Origin of the sequence: Streptomyces sp. NPDC006384 (assembly GCF_042870695.1) — a bacterium.
Taxonomy (GTDB): domain Bacteria; phylum Actinomycetota; class Actinomycetes; order Streptomycetales; family Streptomycetaceae; genus Streptomyces.
This window is the reverse complement of sequence record NZ_JBIAHR010000009.1, coordinates 180,779-199,387: the sequence shown is the minus strand read 5'-3', so window position 1 is coordinate 199,387 and position 18,609 is coordinate 180,779. Positions and strand designations below refer to the sequence as shown.

Annotated in this window: 18 protein-coding genes and 1 pseudogene; 11 read left to right on the top strand and 8 right to left on the bottom strand. The window is 74.0% G+C overall.

The annotated features are described in order from the left end of the window. Positions 1–21 precede the first annotated feature (21 nt). From ACFYOJ_RS14785 to ACFYOJ_RS14775, 3 genes are all read right to left on the bottom strand, one after another. Positions 22–1,407 carry an NADP-dependent succinic semialdehyde dehydrogenase gene (locus ACFYOJ_RS14785; RefSeq protein ID WP_356551002.1) on the bottom strand — a complete coding sequence of 462 codons (1,386 nt, stop codon included), beginning with the start codon at positions 1,405–1,407 and terminating at the stop codon, positions 22–24. Positions 1,408–1,485: 78 nt separating this feature from the next. Further along, a complete protein-coding gene (locus ACFYOJ_RS14780) occupies positions 1,486–1,944 on the bottom strand; it encodes an NUDIX domain-containing protein (protein ID WP_356551003.1) in 459 nt (152 codons plus the stop codon). Between the two features lie 148 nt (positions 1,945–2,092). Then, the gene (locus ACFYOJ_RS14775) at positions 2,093–3,076 is read right to left on the bottom strand and encodes an NAD(P)/FAD-dependent oxidoreductase (protein ID WP_356551005.1); all 984 of its coding nucleotides are present in this window, start codon (positions 3,074–3,076) and stop codon (positions 2,093–2,095) included. An 82-nt stretch (positions 3,077–3,158) separates the two neighbouring features. On the opposite strand from ACFYOJ_RS14775, the gene ACFYOJ_RS14770 reads away from it, so the two are divergent. From ACFYOJ_RS14770 to ACFYOJ_RS14735, 8 genes and pseudogenes are all read left to right on the top strand, one after another. Further along, positions 3,159–3,731, top strand: a complete 573-nt coding sequence (locus tag ACFYOJ_RS14770) for an XRE family transcriptional regulator (protein WP_356551006.1) — start codon at positions 3,159–3,161, stop codon at positions 3,729–3,731. Between the two features lie 106 nt (positions 3,732–3,837). Further along, positions 3,838–4,809 (top strand): NADPH:quinone oxidoreductase family protein, encoded by a 972-nt coding sequence (locus ACFYOJ_RS14765; protein ID WP_356551008.1) that lies wholly within the window; start codon positions 3,838–3,840, stop codon positions 4,807–4,809. After that, positions 4,806–5,987: an acyl-CoA dehydrogenase gene (locus ACFYOJ_RS14760; protein WP_356551009.1), complete on the top strand. Its 1,182-nt coding sequence runs from the start codon at positions 4,806–4,808 to the stop codon at positions 5,985–5,987. The genes ACFYOJ_RS14765 and ACFYOJ_RS14760 overlap by 4 nt, the downstream gene beginning before the upstream one ends. After that, positions 5,984–7,066 (top strand): acyl-CoA dehydrogenase family protein, encoded by a 1,083-nt coding sequence (locus ACFYOJ_RS14755; RefSeq protein ID WP_356551011.1) that lies wholly within the window; start codon positions 5,984–5,986, stop codon positions 7,064–7,066. Before ACFYOJ_RS14760 ends, ACFYOJ_RS14755 begins: the two co-directional genes overlap by 4 nt. 180 nt (positions 7,067–7,246) lie before the next feature. Then, positions 7,247–8,109, top strand: a pseudogene (locus ACFYOJ_RS14750) (phosphatidylinositol-specific phospholipase C/glycerophosphodiester phosphodiesterase family protein). Positions 8,110–8,223: 114 nt separating this feature from the next. Further along, positions 8,224–8,418, top strand: a complete 195-nt coding sequence (locus tag ACFYOJ_RS14745) for a hypothetical protein (RefSeq protein ID WP_356551013.1) — start codon at positions 8,224–8,226, stop codon at positions 8,416–8,418. A gap of 187 nt (positions 8,419–8,605) precedes the next feature. Further along, on the top strand, positions 8,606–10,312 hold the full coding sequence (locus ACFYOJ_RS14740; RefSeq protein WP_356551015.1) for an amidohydrolase: 1,707 nt from the start codon (positions 8,606–8,608) through the stop codon (positions 10,310–10,312). Between the two features lie 44 nt (positions 10,313–10,356). Then, positions 10,357–11,163, top strand: a complete 807-nt coding sequence (locus ACFYOJ_RS14735; RefSeq protein WP_356551017.1) for a LuxR C-terminal-related transcriptional regulator — start codon at positions 10,357–10,359, stop codon at positions 11,161–11,163. Here ACFYOJ_RS14735 and ACFYOJ_RS14730 read toward each other — a convergent pair. The 4 genes from ACFYOJ_RS14730 to ACFYOJ_RS14715 all read right to left on the bottom strand — a co-directional run bounded on the left by ACFYOJ_RS14730 (position 11,135) and on the right by ACFYOJ_RS14715 (position 13,441). Then, on the bottom strand, positions 11,135–11,503 hold the full coding sequence (locus ACFYOJ_RS14730) for a DUF779 domain-containing protein (protein WP_356551019.1): 369 nt from the start codon (positions 11,501–11,503) through the stop codon (positions 11,135–11,137). The genes ACFYOJ_RS14735 and ACFYOJ_RS14730 overlap by 29 nt on opposite strands. A gap of 80 nt (positions 11,504–11,583) precedes the next feature. Further along, entirely contained in the window at positions 11,584–11,973 is a 390-nt protein-coding gene (locus tag ACFYOJ_RS14725) for a luciferase family protein (protein WP_356551021.1), read from the bottom strand. Positions 11,974–12,160: 187 nt separating this feature from the next. After that, positions 12,161–12,889 (bottom strand): GAF and ANTAR domain-containing protein, encoded by a 729-nt coding sequence (locus ACFYOJ_RS14720; protein WP_356551023.1) that lies wholly within the window; start codon positions 12,887–12,889, stop codon positions 12,161–12,163. 189 nt (positions 12,890–13,078) lie between these two features. Next, positions 13,079–13,441, bottom strand: a complete 363-nt coding sequence (locus tag ACFYOJ_RS14715) for a winged helix-turn-helix domain-containing protein (protein WP_356551025.1) — start codon at positions 13,439–13,441, stop codon at positions 13,079–13,081. Between the two features lie 103 nt (positions 13,442–13,544). On the opposite strand from ACFYOJ_RS14715, the gene ACFYOJ_RS14710 reads away from it, so the two are divergent. The 3 genes from ACFYOJ_RS14710 to ACFYOJ_RS14700 all read left to right on the top strand — a co-directional run bounded on the left by ACFYOJ_RS14710 (position 13,545) and on the right by ACFYOJ_RS14700 (position 16,696). Next, the gene (locus tag ACFYOJ_RS14710; RefSeq protein WP_356551027.1) at positions 13,545–13,955 is read left to right on the top strand and encodes an STAS domain-containing protein; all 411 of its coding nucleotides are present in this window, start codon (positions 13,545–13,547) and stop codon (positions 13,953–13,955) included. Positions 13,956–14,060: 105 nt separating this feature from the next. Beyond that, positions 14,061–14,516: a hypothetical protein gene (locus ACFYOJ_RS14705; protein ID WP_356551029.1), complete on the top strand. Its 456-nt coding sequence runs from the start codon at positions 14,061–14,063 to the stop codon at positions 14,514–14,516. Then, positions 14,513–16,696 carry a hypothetical protein gene (locus ACFYOJ_RS14700; protein WP_356551031.1) on the top strand — a complete coding sequence of 728 codons (2,184 nt, stop codon included), beginning with the start codon at positions 14,513–14,515 and terminating at the stop codon, positions 16,694–16,696. Before ACFYOJ_RS14705 ends, ACFYOJ_RS14700 begins: the two co-directional genes overlap by 4 nt. A 41-nt stretch (positions 16,697–16,737) precedes the next feature. On the opposite strand, the gene ACFYOJ_RS14695 is transcribed toward ACFYOJ_RS14700, so the two are convergent. After that, positions 16,738–18,471, bottom strand: coding sequence for a hypothetical protein (locus ACFYOJ_RS14695; RefSeq protein ID WP_356551032.1), 1,734 nt, complete (start codon positions 18,469–18,471; stop codon positions 16,738–16,740). Positions 18,472–18,609 lie beyond the last annotated feature (138 nt).

The window sequence follows — 18,609 nt, the reverse complement described above, 5'->3', positions numbered from 1 at the left end:
GGGATCGTAGCCCCGGAAGCCTCACGCCCCGTGCCATACGGTGGTGATGTTGCAGAACTCGCGGATACCGTGCCCGGACAGCTCACGCCCGTACCCCGACCGCTTGACCCCGCCGAACGGGAACGCCGGGTGGGACGCCGTCATCCCGTTGACGTAGACGCCGCCCGCCTCCAGGTCCCGGACGAAACGGTCCACCTCGGCCTCGTCACGCGTCCACACGTTGGAACTGAGTCCGAAGTCCGTGTCGTTGGCGATCAGCACGGCCTCGTCCAGGTCGGCCGCCCGGTACAGCGTGGCGACCGGGCCGAAGGCCTCCTCGCGGTGGATGCGCATCTCGCGCCTCACGTCGGCGAGCACCGTCGGCGGGTAGTACCAGCCGGGCCCGTCGGGGCGTTCGCCGCCGCACAGGACGGTCGCGCCGCCGCGCACCGCGTCGTCGACCAGTTCGACCAGGTCGTTCACGCCCTGCTCGCTGGAGAGCGGGCCGACCTCGGTCTCCTCGTCCATGGGGTCGCCGACCCTGAGCGCCTTCATGCCCGCGGTGAAGCGCTCGGCGAAGGCGTCGTAGACGTCCGTGTGCACGATGAACCGCTTGGCGGCGATGCAGGACTGGCCGGCGTTCTGCGTGCGCGCGGTCACCGCCACCTCGGCGGCCCGGTCGACGTCCGCGGACGGCATGACGACGAACGGGTCGCTGCCGCCCAGCTCCAGCACCGTCTTCTTGATCATCTCGCCGGCGGTGGAGGCGACCGCGCGGCCGGCCGGCTCGCTGCCGGTGAGGGTGGCGGCCCGCACGCGTTCGTCGCGCAGGACGTCGTCCACGGCCGCCGAGCCGATCAGCAGGGTCTGGAAGCAGCCCTCGGGGAAGCCCGCCCGGTGGAAGAGGTCCTCCAGGTACAGGGCGGTCTGCGGCACGTTCGAGGCGTGCTTGAGCAGGCCGACGTTGCCCGCCATCAGCGCGGGCGCGGCGAAGCGGATCACCTGCCACAGCGGGAAGTTCCACGGCATCACCGCGAGCACCGGGCCGAGCGGCCGGTAGCGGACCAGGGCACGGGAGGCGCCCGAGTCCTTCACGTCCGCCTCGGCGGGCTCCTCGTCGGCGAGCAGCTCCGCGGCGTGGTCGGCGTACCAGCGCATCGCCTTGGCGCACTTGGCCGCCTCCGCGCGGGCCTGCGTGACGGGCTTGCCCATCTCGGTGGTGACGACCTTGCCGATCTCGTCCCGGTCCGCCTCCAGGAGGTCGGCCGCCCGGTGCATGAGCCGGGCCCGCTCCTCGAAGGGCGTCGTCCGGTACGTGCGGAAGGTGGCCTCCGCGAGCTGGAGCCGGCGCTCGATCTCCTCCTCGCCCATGGCCTCGTACGTCCTGAGCGTCTCGCCGTTCGCCGGGTTCACCGTCGCGATGGGCATGGCCGACCTCCCTGGGTGCGCTGTCGTGCTTTCGACCCTGGCCCGCGGCGGGGGGTGCCGCAACGCGGACGGGTCCCGTCAGTGCGAGTGCTCAGCCAGCCGGTCGAGAAACGCGGCCTGCGCCCCGACGATCACCTCGCGCGCCCGGGCCGGCGTGAACCACGCCACCCGGTCCAGCTCGGGGAACTCCTCGGTCCGCCCCGACCGCGGCGGCCACTCCATGCGGAAGGTGCCGGGGACGACCGCCGCCGGGTCGAGGTCGGCCTCGACCGCCCACGCCGTGACGATCTTCCCGCCGGACTGGCGGACCTCGCCGAGCGGCACGGCGTCGCCGTCGGGCGGCGGCAGCCCCAGCTCCTCCTCGAACTCGCGCCGGGCCGCGTCCCAGGCGGACTCCGCCGGGTCGTACTCGCCCTTCGGGATCGTCCACGCGCCCGCGTCGCGGCGGGCGTGGAAGGGGCCGCCCATGTGGCCGAGCAGCACCTCGGTGCCCCGGGGCGAGCGCCGGTGCAGCAGCAGGCCCGCACTGCGCCTCACGGGGCGGCTCCGGAACGGGCGGTGAACGGCATGCGGCCATGGTGCACCGGCGGGGGCGGGGCCACACCCGCACGGGCGCACCGCTTCCGGCGGCGCGGCGGGCCGTTCCGGCTGCGCCGCGCGTGCCGGCGGGGGCCGCGTCCCGGGGCTACGCGTCGATGCGGGCGTCCAGGTCCGACATGATCAGGTCGCCGACGATCGCGGTGGCGGCACGGTAGCCGCCGCTCGCCGCGTGGACGACCTGCTCGGCGAAGCCCATCGCGTTGCCGGCGGTCCACACGCCCGGCACGCTGGTCCGGCCCGTCAGGTCGACCACCGGGTAGGCGCCGAACGGGGTCTCCCGCAGCTCGGCGCCCAGCCGCTCCATCAGGCCGGTCCGCGGCACGGCCCGCGGGGCGACGAAGACCACCGAGCGCTCGTGGACGGTCCCGTCGGCCAGCCGGACCCCGGTGATCCGGTCGTCCTCGACCTCCAGCCCCGCGACCTCCCCCGGCACCACCTTCACCCCGGCCGCCGAGAGCCGCCGCAGGTCCTCGTCGGACAGCTCCTCCTCGGCGACGGTGTGCAGGAAGAGGGTCACGTCGTCCGACCACCCGGACACCATGAGCGCCTGGTGGACGCTGGAGGGGCCGGCGGCGAGGACGCCGAAACGCTCGTCGCGCACCTCCCAGCCGTGGCAGAACGGGCAGTGCAGCACGTCCCGCCCGAACCGCTCGGCCACCCCGGGCACGTCCGGCAGTTCGTCCCTGAGTCCGGTGGTGACGATCAGCCGGCGGGCCCGCACGGTCCGCCCGCCCGCCAGCTCCACGGCGAAGTCCCCGTCCCGGGTCACGTCCACCGCGCGGTCCCGGACGAGCTCGACGCCGTAGCGCGCGATCTCCTCCCGGCCGAGCGCCAGGAACTCGGCGGGCTGCATGCCGTCCCGGGTCAGGTAACCCTGCATGTGGTCCGAGGGGGCGTTGCGCGGCTCGCCCGCGTCGACGACCAGGGTGCGGCGCCGGGAACGGCCGAGGACGAGCGCGGCGGACAGCCCGGCCGCGCCCGCCCCGACGACGATCACTTCGTAGGCGTCCGTGTTCCCCTGCGTGTGCGTGCCCGCGTACCGCTCCGGCAGTTCCTGCTTCTCGGTCATGGGTGACCACCTCCTGGTCACACGGTCGCCCGCACACCACCGGATTGACAAATACATTTGCCGGTTCTGCAAGAATGGCCCCATGACTGCAGACGACGTACTCGCCGGGGTCGGACCCCGGCTCAGGCAGATCCGCAAGGAGCGCGAGGTCACCCTCGCCGCCCTGTCCGAGTCGACCGGCATCTCGGTCAGCACCCTGTCGCGGCTGGAGTCGGGACTGCGGAAGCCGAGCCTCGAGCTGCTGCTGCCGATCGCCCAGGCCCACCAGGTGCCGCTGGACGAGCTGGTCGGCGCGCCGCCGGTCGGCGACCCCCGGGTGCGGGCCCGGCCGATCGTGCGCCACGGCCGGACCCACTGGCCCCTCACCCGGCAGCCGGGCGGCCTCCAGGCGTTCAAGGTGCTGGTGCCGCAGGGGCAGGAGGAGCCGGAGCCGCGGACCCACGAGGGGTACGAATGGCTGTACGTCCTGTCCGGCCGGCTGCGCCTGGTGCTCGGCGAGCACGACGTGGTGCTCGGCGCGGGGGAGGCGGCCGAGTTCGACACCCGGGTGCCGCACTGGTTCGGGTCGACGGGGGAGGGGCCGGTGGAGTTCCTCAGCCTGTTCGGCCCGCAGGGGGAGCGGATGCACGTACGCGCGCGGCCCGCCCGGCCGTGACACCCGCCCGGTCGTGATGGCTGCCCCGGCGCGACCTGTTCCCTGATCGGCAAGCGACCGCTTAGTATGCGGGAGAACCGGTCCGACAGTCGCGTGGAGGCCCCGCATGCAGGCATGGCAGGTGCACGAGAACGGCGAGCCGGGCGAGGTGATGCGTCTCGGTGACGTGGCACCACCGGTGCCCGGCGACGGTCAGGTGCTGCTGAGGGTCCGGGCGGCGAACATCAACTTCCCGGACGCCCTGCTGTGCCGGGGCCAGTACCAGGTCAGGCCGCCGCTGCCGTTCACCCCGGGCGTCGAGGTCTGCGGCGAGACCGAGGACGGGCGGCGCGTGATCGCCAATCCGGCGCTGCCCCACGGCGGCTTCGCCGAGTACGCCCTCGCGGACGCCCGCGCCCTGCTGCCCGCGCCGGACACCCTGGACGACGCCGAGGCCGCCGCCCTGCACATCGGCTACCAGACCGGCTGGTTCGGCCTGCACCGCCGGGCCCGCCTGGAGGCCGGCGAGACCCTGCTGGTCCACGCCGCCGCCGGCGGGGTCGGCAGCGCGGCCGTGCAGCTCGGCAAGGCCGCCGGGGCGCGGGTCGTCGGCGTCGTCGGCGGCGCCGCGAAGGCCGCCGTCGCCCGCGAGCTGGGCTGCGACGTGGTCATCGACCGGCGCAGCGAGGACGTCGTCGCCGCCGTGAAGGAGGCCACCGGGGGCCGGGGCGCCGACGTGGTCTACGACCCCGTGGGCGGCGACGCCTACACCCAGTCCGCCAAGGCCGTCGCCTTCGAAGGCCGGATCGTCGTCGTCGGCTTCGCCAGCGGCACCATCCCCAGCCCGGCGCTCAACCACGCCCTGGTGAAGAACTACGCCGTTCTCGGCCTCCACTGGGGCCTGTACAACACCAAGAACCCGGACCTCGTGCGCCACTGTCACGAGCAGCTCACCGAACTGGCCTCGCGGGGCGCGATCAAGCCCCTGGTGAGCGAGCGGGTGCCGCTGGAGGGAGCCGCGGACGCCGTGCAGCGCGTGGCCGACGGGAAGACGACCGGCAGGGTCGCCGTCGTCCTGGAGAAGGGAGCCGACGCATGACCGACGCCGACGAACTGCGCTGCCGCGTACAGGAGTTGCTGGCCGCGCACCCCCCGGCCGGCACCGGCCGCCTCGACTTCCTCCGGGCCCGCTTCGACGCCGGCCTCGCCTGGGTGCACTACCCCGAGGGCCTCGGCGGACTCGGCGCCCCCCGCTCCCTCCAGGCCGTGGTCGACGCCGAACTGGCGGCCGCCGGCGCCCCCGACAACGACCCCCGGCGCATCGGCATCGGCCTCGGCATGGCCGCCCCGACGATCCTCCAGTACGGCACCGAGGAGCAGAAGCGCCGGCTGCTGCGCCCGCTGTGGACGGGCGAGGAGGTCTGGTGCCAGCTCTTCAGCGAGCCCGGCGCCGGCTCCGACCTCGCCGCCCTCGGCACCCGGGCCGTCCGCGACGGCGACGACTGGGTCGTCGACGGGCAGAAGGTGTGGACCTCCAGCGCGCACCTCGCCCGCTGGGCCATCCTCATCGCCCGCACCGACCCGGACGTGCCCAAGCACCGGGGCATCACCTACTTCCTCTGCGACATGACCGACCCCGGCGTCGAGGTCAGGCCGCTGCGCCAGATCACCGGCGAGGCCGAGTTCAACGAGGTCTTCCTCACCGGCGTCCGCATCCCCGACTCCATGCGCCTCGGCGAGATCGGCGACGGCTGGCGGGTCGCGCAGACCACGCTGAACAACGAACGCGTCGCCATCGGCGGTACCGCGATCCCCCGCGAGGGCGGCATGATCGGCAAGATCGCCGCGACCTGGCGGGAACGCCCCGAGCTGCGCACCCACGACCTGCACCAGCGGCTGCTCGGCCTGTGGGTCGAGGCCGAGGTCGCCCGGCTCACCGGCGTACGCCTGCGCCAGCAGCTGGCGGCCGGCCAGCCCGGCCCCGAGGGCGCCGGCATGAAACTGAACTTCGCCCGCCTCAACCAGGAGATCAGCGGCCTCGAGGTCGAACTCCTCGGCGAGGAGGGGCTGCTGTACGACGACTGGACCATGCGCCGGCCCGAGCTGGTGGACTTCACCGGCCGCGACGCCGGATACCGCTACCTGCGCTCCAAGGGCAACAGCATCGAGGGCGGGACCAGCGAGGTCCTGCTGAACATCGTCGCCGAGCGCGTCCTCGGCCTGCCCGCCGAACCGCGCACCGACAAGGACGTCGCCTGGAAGGACCTGGCCCGATGAGCGCACAGCCCGACCTGCTGTACTCGGAGGAGGAAGAGGCGCTGCGCGCCGCCGTCCGGGACCTGCTCACCGACCACTGCGACCCGGCGGGCGTCCTCGCGCGCACCGAGTCCGACGCGCCCCACGACCTGGCGCTGTGGAAGACGCTGGCCGAGGGCATGGGCCTCGCCGGTCTGCTCGTCCCCGAGGCGCTGGGCGGCCAGGGCGCCACCCACCGGGAGGCCGCCGTCGCCCTGGAGGAGCTGGGCCGCTCCGTCGCCCCCGTGCCCTACCTGACCAGCGCCGTCGTCGCCACCGAGGCCCTGCTGGCCTGCGACGCCGAGGATCTCCTCGGCGAGCTGGCCTCCGGCCGCCGCATCGGCGCCCTCGCCGTCGGCCTGCACACCGCACCGGGCGCCGCCTGCACGGCCGCACGCGTCGAGGGCGGAGCGCTGCACGGCGAGCTGACCGGCGTCGCGGACGCCGCGGTGGCCGACGTCCTGCTCGTCCCGGCGGACGACGGCGGCCTGTACGCCGTGGAAGCCGACGCGGTGACCGTCACCCCGCGCACCTCCCTGGACCTGACCCGCCCCCTCGCCACGGTCACCCTCGACGGCGCGCCCGGGCACCGGATCGGCGACGCGGAGGACGCCGTACGGCGCGCCCTGCGGACCGGGGCCGGACTGCTGGCCTCCGAGCAACTCGGCCTCGCCGAGTGGCTGCTGACCGAGACGGTCCGCTACCTCAAGGAGCGCAGGCAGTTCAACCGGCAGGTCGGCGGCTTCCAGGCGCTCAAGCACCGGCTGGCCCGGCTGTGGCTGGAGGTCGCGGGCCTGCGCGCCGCCGCACGTAACGCGACCGACGCGCTGACGACCGGTGAGGACACCGACGTGGCCGTCGCCGTGGCCCAGGCGTACGCGGCCCGGGTCGCCGTCCACGCCGCCGAGGAGGCGCTGCAGTTGCACGGCGGCATCGGCATGACCTGGGAACACCCGGTCCACCTCTACCTGAAGCGCGCCAAGGCCGACTCCCTCGCCCACGGCACGGCGGGCGCCCATCGCACGGCCCTCGCCGGACTCACCGGCCTGCAGGCCCCCTGACGCACCGCCGGCAGGAGATGCCCGTCCCCTCCGCGGGAGCGGGCATCTCCTGCGCGCGCCGCCCCGCGAAGTGAACGGCCGGCGGCGCTTCGGCCAACTCGGCGCACGGCCCTGCTCCTTCGGTGCCCCCGGACCCCATACTCACAGGCGTCCCGTACGGCATCACCAGGGAGGCAGAGCATGGCCCTCACCACCCGACGCGGAGCCCTCACCACCCTCGGCGCGGCCCTCGCGGGCGCGGTCGCCCTCCCCGCCGGCACCGCGCTGGCGGGCGAAGGCGGGCACGGACCCCGCCCCTTGTGGCGCGCGCACGCCCACAACGACTACGAGCACCCCCGCCCCCTCCTCGACGCCCTCGACCACCGCTTCGGCAGCGTCGAGGCCGACATCCACCTCGTCGGCGACCAGCTCCTCGTCGCCCACGACCCCGAGGACCTCGACCCGTCCCGCACCCTGGAATCCCTCTACCTGGACCCCTCGCCGCGCGGGTCCGCGCCCACCACGGCCGCGTGTACCGGCACGACCGGCGCTCCCTGCAGCTCCTCGTCGACATCAAGACCGACGGAGCCGCCGCCTACCTCGCGCTCGACCGCCGACTGCGCCGCCACAAGCACCTGTTCACCCGCTACGCGCACGGCCGCGTCCGCCCCGGCGCGGTGACCGTGGTCGTCTCCGGCGACCGTGCCGCCCGCGTCCCCATGGCCGCCCAGAGCACCCGCATGGCCTTCTACGACGGCCGCCTGGCCGACCTCGGCACCGCGGCCCCGGCCTCCTTCGCGCCGCTGATCAGCGACAACTGGTCGCTCAACTTCACCTGGCGGGGCGTCGGCACCTTCCCCGAGGCCGAGCGGCGCAAGCTGCGCGGCATCGTCGACACGGCGCACGGGCGCGGACAGCGGGTGCGCTTCTGGGCCACCCCCGACCTGCCGGGGCCCGCCCGGGACGCGGTGTGGACCGAACTGCTCGCCGCCGGCGTCGACCATCTCAACACCGACGACCTCGCGGGCCTCGAAGCGTTCCTCGACGCCCACCGGAACATGTAGGGCCCGCCGGAACACCACACGTTCGGCGGACAGGTCAGCCGCCCGGACCAACCCTCCGTTACGCCACACTTGCGGCCGAACGCCGCGAAGCGGACGTGGCGGAGGAGGTTCCCGATGGCCATTTCCATCTCTGTGGTGCTGTTGCTGACGATCCTGGCGGTGCTCTTCCTGCGCAACGGCGGGCTGAAGATCTCGCACGCGCTGGTCTGTCTGCTGCTCGGTTTCTACCTGGCCAGCACCAGCATCGCCCCGACCATCCACAGCGGTCTGACGGCCACGGCGGACATCGTCGGGAGCCTCAGACCGTGAGAGGACGGGGGTGGGGCCCGGTCGTCGCGGGTCCCCGCCCCCGGATCCCGCCCGCGCACCGCCGGGCGGGCCGGCGCGTATCGGTGGAACGACCGATGTGCGGGCCCGGACGCCTGGTTCATAGTCCTCGGGAGATCGTTCACGGGCGGCCGTGGTGCCCCCGATTCCCGGAAGGACCTTTGTGGACATGCACGCGGATCTGGTGTTCCTCGGCGGGCGGGTGGTCACGGTCGACGCGGAGTTCTCCGTCGCCTCGGCCCTGGCGGTGACCGGCGGGACCATCAGCGCCGTCGGCGGACGGGACGACGTGGCCCCGCTCGTCGGACCCGGCACCCGTGTCGTCGACCTGCGCGGCGCCACCCTGCTTCCCGGCATCAACGACTCGCACCTGCACGGATGCGCGTTCGGCATGTCGACGCCGCCGCTCTCCGTCGACGTCGGCCATCCCGCCGTGTCCTGCCTCGCGGACGTCGCCGAGGCCGTGCGGGAGGCCGTCGGGCGCACCGGGGACGGCCGGTGGATCACCGGGCACGGCTGGGACACCGGCTACCTCGGCGAATGCCTCGCCGACCCGTCGCGGCTGCCCACGCGGCACGACCTCGACCCCGTGAGCCCGGACCACCCCGTCGTCCTCTACTCCTTCTCCGGGCACGCCACCTGGGTCAACTCCAAGGCCCTGCGCCTCATGGGGATCGACCGGGACACCGTCGCGCCGCCCGGCGGGGCCATCGTCAAGGACGTGGCGGGGGAGCCGACCGGGCTGCTCCACGAAGGCGCCCAGGCCCTGGTCCAGAACGCGCTGCCGCCGCTCGGCCCGCAGGAGCGGACCGACGCGATCAGGTCCACCCTCGCCACGCTCGCCCGGCTCGGCATCACCAGCTACACCGAACCCGGACTCGGCCCCGGCGGCGACGGCATCATGCGCGGCGCCCTCGGCTCCCGGACGCTCGACGTCTACCGCCGGCTGCTGGCCGACGGCGAACTCACCGCACGGGTCGGCGTCCTGCTCCTGCCCACCGGGATGGCGAGCACCGCCGAGGAGTTCGCCCGCACCCTCGACGCCCTGGACGCCTCCCGCGAGCGGGGCGGCACCGACCCGCGCCGCCTCGCGATCCACGGCGTCAAGATCTTCGCCGACGGCATCGTCCCCAACAGGACGGCCTGGATGCACGAGCCGTACCTCGGCGGCGGTTGCGGCTCCCTGTGCGTCGGCGGCGAGACCGACGCCGAGCGGGTCGCCGAGATCGGTGCCATGATCCGCCACGCCCACGCCGCCGGGCACCAGGTCGGCGTCCACGTCACCGGCGACCGGGCCGGCGACACCGTCGCGGAGGCCTTCGCCGCGGCCGCGACCGGACACCCGCGGCCCGACGCCCGCCACTACGTCATCCACGGCGACTTCCTCACCCCGCACAGCATGAAACTGCTGGCCGAGCACGGCTTCGGCGCCAACATGAACCCCACCATCAAGTGGACCGTCGCCGACATGGAGGAGGAGTTCGTCGGCGCCGAACGGGCCGCGTACGCCTGGCCCTACCGCGACGCCCTCGACGCCGGAGTGCGGGTCGCGAGCGGCTCCGACGCCCCCGTCACCCACCCGGACTGGCGCCAGGGCGTCGCCACCATGGTGCTGCGCGAGTCCAAGGCCGCCGGCCGGGTCAGCGGCCCGGAGCAGCGCATCGGCCTGGCCGAGGCGCTGCGCACCTACACGATCGACGCCGCCTGGCAGGACTTCGCCGACGACTGGAAGGGCTCCCTGGAGCCGGGCAAGGCCGCCGACCTCTGCGTGCTCGACGGGGATCTGCTCGCCGCCGACCCCCACGACATCCCGGGGATGCCCGTCGTCATGACCGTGATGGACGGGCGGGTCGTGCACGACACCCTCCGTGGCTGACGTACTCGTTTGACGTCCTCCGGGCACGTGATCATCCTTGGGGGATGGCGGTGAGACGGAGCACGGCGGACGTCCTGGACGCGGCCGTCCACGTCCGGGAGGCCGCCCGCCGCGCCACGAGCGGCGCGGCCGGACCCGACACGGTCCTGACGGCGCTGGCGGAGGTGATCGAGTACGACCACGCCTCCCTCGCCCGCTGGGACCCGCGGCGCCGGCGCCACACCACCCTGGCCGGAAGCTACCCCGACGACGCCACGGCCTACATCGAGACCCGGCTCCACCGGGACCCGGTGTTCACCGTGCTCCGCGGTCCGGCCCGCGACGGCCTCTGGCTCAGGGACGTCCCCCCGCCCCTCCTGGCCTCCTCCCCGGGCTTCCGGGAGGTGCTGGACCCCCTCGGCATCGAGGACGGCGTGGCCCAGTGCCTGTTCGCCGCCGACGGCCGGTACGTCGGCATGCTGAACGTCAGCACCCGCCGGCCGCGGCGCACGCCCGACCCGGCGCGCGCCGCGGTCACGCTGCTCACCGAGGCCCTCGCCGCGGCCGTCGACGCGGGAGGCGCGCCGCCCGGGGAGACCGCCGCTGCCCCGGGCAGGCCCGGCGGGCTCTCGCCCCGGGAGACCGAGGTGCTGGCCGAGCTGACCACCGGCCGCACCAACAGGGAGATCGCCGAGCGGCTGTGCGTCACCCCGCGCACCGTCGGCACCCACATCGAGCACATCCTCGCCAAGCTGGACCTCCCCAACCGGGCGGCCGCGGCAGCCCGGGCCGTCGCCTGGGGGATCGAGCCCCCCGCCGGCGAGGACGCCCGCCGGACACGCCTCAGGAGCCCACGAGCCGGGAACGGATGAGGAAGCGCACCCCCTCGGGTGCCTCCAGCGAGAAGCCGCTGCCCCGGCCCTCCACGACGTCGACGATCAGACGGGTGTGACGCCACGCCTCGTACTGGCTGCGCGACATCCAGAAGGCGACCGGCTCCCCGACGCCCTCCACCTCCAGCTCCGCCAGCAGGACGTCCGCGGCGCCGGTGCGGAACTCGCCGGCCGGATAGCACATGGGGGCGCTGCCGTCGCAGCATCCGCCGGACTGGTGGAACATCAGCGGCCCGTGCATCGCGCGCAGCCGCCGCAGCAGCTCGGCCGCCGCGGCGGTGAGTTCGACGCGTGGGGTCTCCTCGTATGTGTCGCGCATCCGTCCAGGGCAGCACGGGGAAGGTTGCGAGCGCGTTGCACGGTCCGGCCGGTCCGGCACCGGCCCGGCGCCCGGCGGAGTCAGAACTCCCCGGCCGCCGTGCGGGGGAGCACCGTGACACGGCGGAAGTTGCAGTCCGGGGACGTCTGCGCGGCGGGCTCGGACTGCTGGGCCTTCAGCGCGATGCTGACGAGGCTCATCAGCAGGTCGACGTCCGCACCGCAGTCCAGGTGCACGGTCACCCACCGGGAGCCGGGCACCAGGTGCACGGCGCTGGATCCGCCGAGGTCGTACTGGAAGCGCTGGATGGCCCGGTGGGTGAGGTGGAGGTCCACGTCCCGGTCCGAGTGGAAGTGGACGATCTCGTCACGGACGGAGCGCAGAGCCCGCCCGGTTCCGCAGCTGGCCCGTCCCGGGGAGAGGTCGGGCCAGGCGTGCAGCCGGTCGAAGGCGCGCTGGGCCAGAGTCATGCCCCCATCCTCGCCCGATCACCGGGCCGCAACCAGGGGTTGAGAGATTCGTAACCGGCACGTGAGGTCGGCGGGCCGTGCGCCGTCGGCCGCACCGGCGGTCAGCTCTCCGGCCGGTGACGGCCGTGCTTCACCCGTGCCCCGTCGCGGATCCGGGCCGCCCCCCGGCCCGGCGGCAGGCCCGGCGTCAGGGACGGGGGCGCAGAGTCCGGCCGTTCGAGGGCGGGGCTCCGCCGACGCCCGCGACCAGTTCGCCGCACAGGTCGCGGAGCTTGACGTTGCGGCGCTGCGAGGCCTTGCGGAGCAGCGTGAAGGCGTCGTCGGCCGGGCACCGCTGCTGGGCCATGATCACGCCGATGGCCTGGTCGATGACGCTGCGGGACTCCATCGCCTGCCGGAGGTCGGCGGCGTACTGCTGGGCGTCGGCCAGGCGCTGTGCCAGGGTGATGCCCCCGGTGGCCTGGGCGGCGAGGGCCCGCAGACCGGTGAGGTCGGGTTCGGTGAAGCCGTCCGACTTCGCCGAGTACAGGTTGAGGGCGCCGGCGGTGTGCGGGTGTGCGGCGATGGGCAGGGAGACGGACGACCGGGTCCCGCTGGCCGCGGCGTAGGCGGGATAGGGGCCCCACCGGTCCTCGTCCAGCATGTCCGGCACGAGAATCTCGGCACCGGTGCGCAGGGACTGCAGGCACGGGCCGTCGTCCTGCCCGTACTGGGCCTCGTCCAGGTCGGCGGCGCCGGTGCCCGCGCCGACCACGGTCAAGGGCCGGTGCTGCCGCTCCAGGGTGATGCCGGCACCGTGCGCGGTGGGTGTCATGGACAGCGCGCTGTCGACCAGGGTCTGGAGGAACTGCTCGAGCGAGCCGGTCTCCAGCAGCAAGGAGGTCATGTCCGGAAGTCGGTACGCCTCGTCGGCCATGATGCGGTGCCCTTCCCGGACCTTCGGGACCCCGCGCCGGCACGTGAGCGCCGGCAGGGCTTCCGGGCCCAGCCGGAACGGATGACTCGGCGGGCCCGGCCGGCCCGTGCCGAGGAGACGGGAGCGACGGCTGTCACCGCTACCGCCTCCCCTCCACTATGCCGCTGTGTCTCCGTGCCGCGAAACGGACTATTCCGCGTCGCCGGAGCCGGCCGGGCCCGCCGGCCGGCCGGCCGGGTTGTCCCTGCGGTCGTTCTCGTCCTGCACCAGCAGGGAGAGCAGGGAGGCCACGGGCAGGCCGGCTTCCGCCGGGTGACGCAGCACCTTGTCCGGTTCGACGCGGTAGGTGTTGCTGCGGCCGACGCGGGTGTGGGAGAGGTAACCGTCCTGCTCCAGGTCGGAGATGATCCGCTGGACGGCACGCTCGGTGAGCCGGCAGCGGGCGGCGATGTCCCGGATCCGGATGTTCGGATCGTCGGCGATGGCCGCCAGTACCCGCGCGTGGTTGGTGACGAACGTCCATCCGGTATGCGATTCAGGCACTCCCACCATGCACAGCATTCTAGGATACTCTTTGCCGGATACTAAATACGTGACATACTTTTCGGGTAATGATCGGCTGATCCCGCGGGGGAGTCTCAGGAGGGACTCGAGGGTGTCTTTGGACGAGGTCGTCACGCCGATGCGCGGGGGCGACGCGGGCGGGGGCGGAGTGCCGTCGCCCGCGCAGGTCGATGTGACGACGACGAGTGAGGCGACGGTGTTGCAGTACGAATGGCGGGGCGCCCGGGTCGTCGTCGCACGGGGCTCCTACGACATGCACTCGGTCGCGCCCCTGGCGGACGCCCTGGGTGCGGCGGCCCGGAAGTACCGGACGGTGATCCTGGAGGCTTCCGGCGTCGAGTTCGCGGACTCGTCGTTCCTGAACCTGCTGATCCTCACCCACCAGTCGACCGACCTGCGCCTGGTCGCCCCGACGCTCCAGCTGCGGCGGATCCTGGAACTCACCGGGGTCGACGGCATCCTCAAGGTGTGCGAGACCCTGGAGGACGCCGTCACCCCCTAGGGACCGCCCGGGGGCCGCCCGGGGCCGGCCGTGGGCGGCGGGGGCGGCCTATGCCCCGGACCCGTCAGCGGGTAGAAAGGAGACCGGGCACACAAGGGGGTCGGTGTGGAAGCGGAGTTGGCGGCACTGGCGGCCACGGGAGCGTCGACCGTGGTCGGCCTGATGGTCTCCGACGCCTGGGACCAGGTGAGGACCCGGGTGGTCCGGCTCTTCGCACGAGGCGGTGACGAGGCGGACACCGAGCGGGAACTGACGGCGGCCCGGAGCGAACTGCTGGCGGTGCGCGAGGCGGGTGACGAGGACGCGGCTTCTGACGTCGAGGAGGAGTGGCGGCTGCGCCTGCGCAGGGTGCTGCGGGCCGACCCCGAGGCGGCGCGGGAGCTCCGGCGGCTGCTGGACGAGATCGATCCGCAGCACGCGGACCGGCCGGGCGTCTCGGTCCACAACAGCATCAGCGGCACCGCCACGGTCAACGGACCCGTCCTCCAGGGGGAGAAGTTCTCCCACCTGACCTTCACCAGCACACCGCCCCGCCCCTCCGGCACCCCCGTGACGGAATGACAGGCAACCGGGCGGGCGAGCCCGTCGGGGTGCCGGAGACCGTCAGGTACGGCAACGACCTCTCCGGAACGGTGCACGGGCCCAGCGTGCAGGCCCACCAGATCCACGGCGGCATCACGTTCCAGGTCCAGCAGCAGCCGGCCCCCGGCCCCGGCTTCCGGCCGGACGAGGTGCCGCCGGTGCTGTTCGAGTTCATCAACCGCACCGACGAAGTGGCACGGCTGGACGCCCTGTTCGGCGACGGGCAGGGGGCCGCCGCGAGGCGGATCGGTCTCGGGCTGGTCTACGGACTGCGGGGCGTCGGCAAGACCTCGGTCGTCAGCCACTGGGCGGAACACGGGCGGCGGCTCTTCCCGGACGGCCAGATCTACGTCGACTTCGACGCCCTGGCCGGACGGTCGGGCGGAGGAGACGTGTCCGAGGCCGCGCGGCACTGCCTGCGTGCCCTGTGCGTCGGCGACTCCGCCATCCCGCACACGCTGCAGGAGCGCGTCGCGATGTTCCGCACCTGCTCGGCGGGACGGAGGCTGCTGGTCGTTCTCGACAACGTGAGCCACCCCGGCCAGGTCAGGGCACTCGTCCCCAAGGGGCCCGGCAGCGTACTGCTGGCCACCAGCCACGCCCGGCTGGGAGAGCTGATCATGTCGGGCGCCAAGCTGCTGGAGATCCCGCCGTTCGACACGGACAGCGGGGTGCGCCTGCTCGCCCGATGGTGCGGCGAGGACACCGTACGCGCGGACCGGCAGGCCGCCGAGCGCATCGTCGACCTGTGCTGCGGCCTGCCCGAGGCCCTGAGCGTACTGGCGGCACGACTGCAGACGACACCGGGACTGACCGTGACCCGGCTGGCCGGCGAACTGGCGGACGAGACACGCCGACTGGCCGGCCTGTCCCTGGGAGAGGAACATTCGGTGTCCGTCGTCTTCGACCTCACCTACCGGGAACTGCCGCCGGACGCCGCCCGCATGTACCGCCTGGCGGCCTGGATCCCCGGACGCACCTTCGATGCCGGCACGGCCGCGGCCGCCACCGGCCTGGCCTCCGAGACGGCCCACGCCCTGCTGCGCACCCTGGAGAACGTCCGGCTCCTCGAGGCGACGGGGCCCGACGGCCGCTACCGCTTCCACGACCTCGCACGCCTGCACGCACGGGACCGGGCCCGGCAGGAGGAAGCGGACGACGCGCGGCGGGACGTGATCCGCCGTGTGCTGCGGCACTACCTGGCGCTGACGGCCTTCGCCGACCGCGCGGTGCGACAGGACCGGCTGCGCATCGCCGACCTGAGCGGACTGCTGCAAGGCGCCGCCGACCCCTTCGCCTCCCCGGACGGCCCCGACCCGCTGGACTGGCTCGAGGCCGAACACCGCGCCGTCCTCGACGTGCTGCGGCAGGCGTCGGACGCCGGCTTCACCACCGAGGTGTGGCAACTGGCGGAGGCGTTCACCGTGCTGTTCCTCCACCACCGGCATCTCGGCGCCTGGAAGGAGTCCCTGGAACTGGGGGCGCGAGCGGCGGCACGGTGCGTGGAACCGGCGGCCGAGGCCAGGCTCCGCAGCCTCCTGTCACGGCCGCTGATGGACCTGGAGGAGTTCGACGCCGCGCGCACGGAACTGGAACGTGCCCAGGCGTGCGCCGAGGTCTCGGGACACACGGTGCTGCGGGCCTCGGTCCAGGAGTTCTTCGGCCGGTACTGGGAACACGTCGATCCCGACCGGGCGATCACGGCGTACCGGCGGTCTCTCGAACTCAACGAGGAGGCGGGCGAGCGGCGCGGCGCGGCCATCGCCGCCTACTTCCTCGGATGCGCGCGGGGAGCACGCGGCGACCACGCGACGGCGCTGGAGACGCTGCTGCGGGCACGACGCGAGCTGCAGGCCGTCCACGACGAGCGGATGGCGGCACGGGCCACCCTCGCCACCGGCCTCGCGTACGACCGCCTCGGCCGTTCACCGGAGGCGATCGACGCCCTGAGGACGGCGGCCGAGACCCTCAGGGCGTGCCGGGCCACGCACTACGAGGCCCAGGCACTCCTCGCCCTGGCGGACGTCGAGGAACGGACGGGAGCGGAGAAGGCGGCGGTACGCGCGCACCTGCGGCGCGCTCTCCAGATCTACCGGGAGGAGGGCAACCCGGCCGCGGACCCGCTCCAGGAGCGCCTGGAGCGCAGCGCGGAGCGATGAGCTGGAAGGCTGGAAGGGACGCCCCCCGGGCCCCGGCCGTCTCATCCGGCCGTGAGCCGGTGCGGGTGGGGACGGAGGAGGACCGTCGCTTCGCCCAGTCCTCCCAGACGCACGGTGAAAGCACCCGCCGGAGGGAGTTCCGCCCGCAGGACGGTGTGGACGGCCGCGGCAAGCAGGCCGGGATCGGTGACACACCCGGCGCCCGTCGCCAGCACCGTACGGCCGTCGCGCAGACCCACGAGGCTGCCGCCCCCACGCAGGGCCACGGCGGCGAGAAGGCTCCCCGGAAGCCTGGCCAGCGTGTCGCGGATCCAGTCCCGCGCGGAAGCCGTCGTGGGCATCGGCGTGCGGCGGACGAGCACGGACGCGCTCTCCAGCAGACCGGCGTCCGGCTCCTCCTCGTCGCTGGCGAGATGGACGAACGTGCCCGGGGCCTCGTCGGTGTCCCGGCGCACCGCGGCGGGGAAACGGCACAGGGAGACCACGGGAGCCGCGGTGTCCGCGGGAGCCGGCGGCCGCACCGGTGACGCGCCCGGCTCCAGTGACGTGACGACCAGCCACGAAGTGACCTGCTGCGGCCGTGCCGCGAAGGGACGGGGCGGCACCGCGCGGGGCGGCGCGGTCGGCGGCTCCGGAAGCCTCATCAAGCGGTACAGCTCCGTGCGGAGCCGGGCGAGAGCATGCCCCGGCTCCGCGAACGCCTGGTCGCGGATGTCCGCGTACCGGTCGGCCGCGTGTGTGCGGACGGCGTCCTCGATCTGGCCGCGCAGCCCGCCGCGGAGATCGAGGCGTGGCGCGGTGCGGCCCAGAGCGGCCACGGCCGTATCCGGTACGGCGTCGCTGCCGAAGGCGGCGAGGAGGACCGGCTTGCCCAGGGCGGCCCCGTACAGGGTCACCGAACCGTGGTCGCCGACGACCACCGACGCGGCCGCCAGCACCGGCCGCCAGGCGTGCACCGGCGGAACCAGCAGCAGCCCCGCGTCCAGCGCCGACGCCTGAAGAGTGCGGATCTGCCATGCGCCGTGGGCGGCCCAGACGTTGGGGTGGACGATCGCGGCCACGCGGTATTCGTCGTACGGCAGTTCGGCCAGCAGGCGCTCCGTGAGGTCCGGGACCCGGCCCAGCAGTGACGTGGACCCCCACGTCGAACTGACGACCACCAGCTGCCGGCCGTCGGCGACACCCAGCGCGCTCCGGTAGGAGGCCGCGCGACGGAGGCCTGCGCGCAGCTCGTCGAAGGACGGGTCCCCCACCAGCAGCGTGTGGCCGGCGGCCTTCGGGTGGGTGTGGAGCAGCTGCTCCTCCTGGGCGGGGTGGGAGACGGCCAGCCAGGCGCGCCCCGCCTCCAGGAGGGAGTCGGGCACGACACCCGACAGCCGGTGGCGGGGGGAACGGGAGTCCGGCACGTGCTTGTGGAAACCGACGCCGTGCGGCAGGACCAGTACCGGGCAGTCGTCCTCCGGCACGTCGATGTTCTCGCTGGCGGTCAGGATGAGGTCGGGGGAGACGCTGTCCAGCTGCTGCCACGGCATGACCCGGCAGCCGGCGTCGTGCAGCAGGTCCAGGACGCCGTCGTCGAAGGCGGAGGTCGGATCGTGGGCGAAGACGACGGTCACCCTGCGGTCGCCGCGCACCAACGCCGGCAGGCACTCCAGGACCCGTGCCGTCGACGTGACCGTGCGCGCGGCGACGACCAGCGTCCTCTCCCCGTGAAAGGTGCTCCACCGCTCGGCGTCATGGCCGACCGGAACGCGCAGCGGCCGACTACCGATCACGGCCGGCCCTGTACGGAAGGTGACGGCCGCCTATGCTCGCGGCTCGCGGCTCGCGGCTCGCGGCTCGCGGCTCGCGGCTCGCGGCTCGCGGCTCGCGGCTCGCGGCTCGCGGCTCGCGGCTCGCGGCTCGCGGCTCGC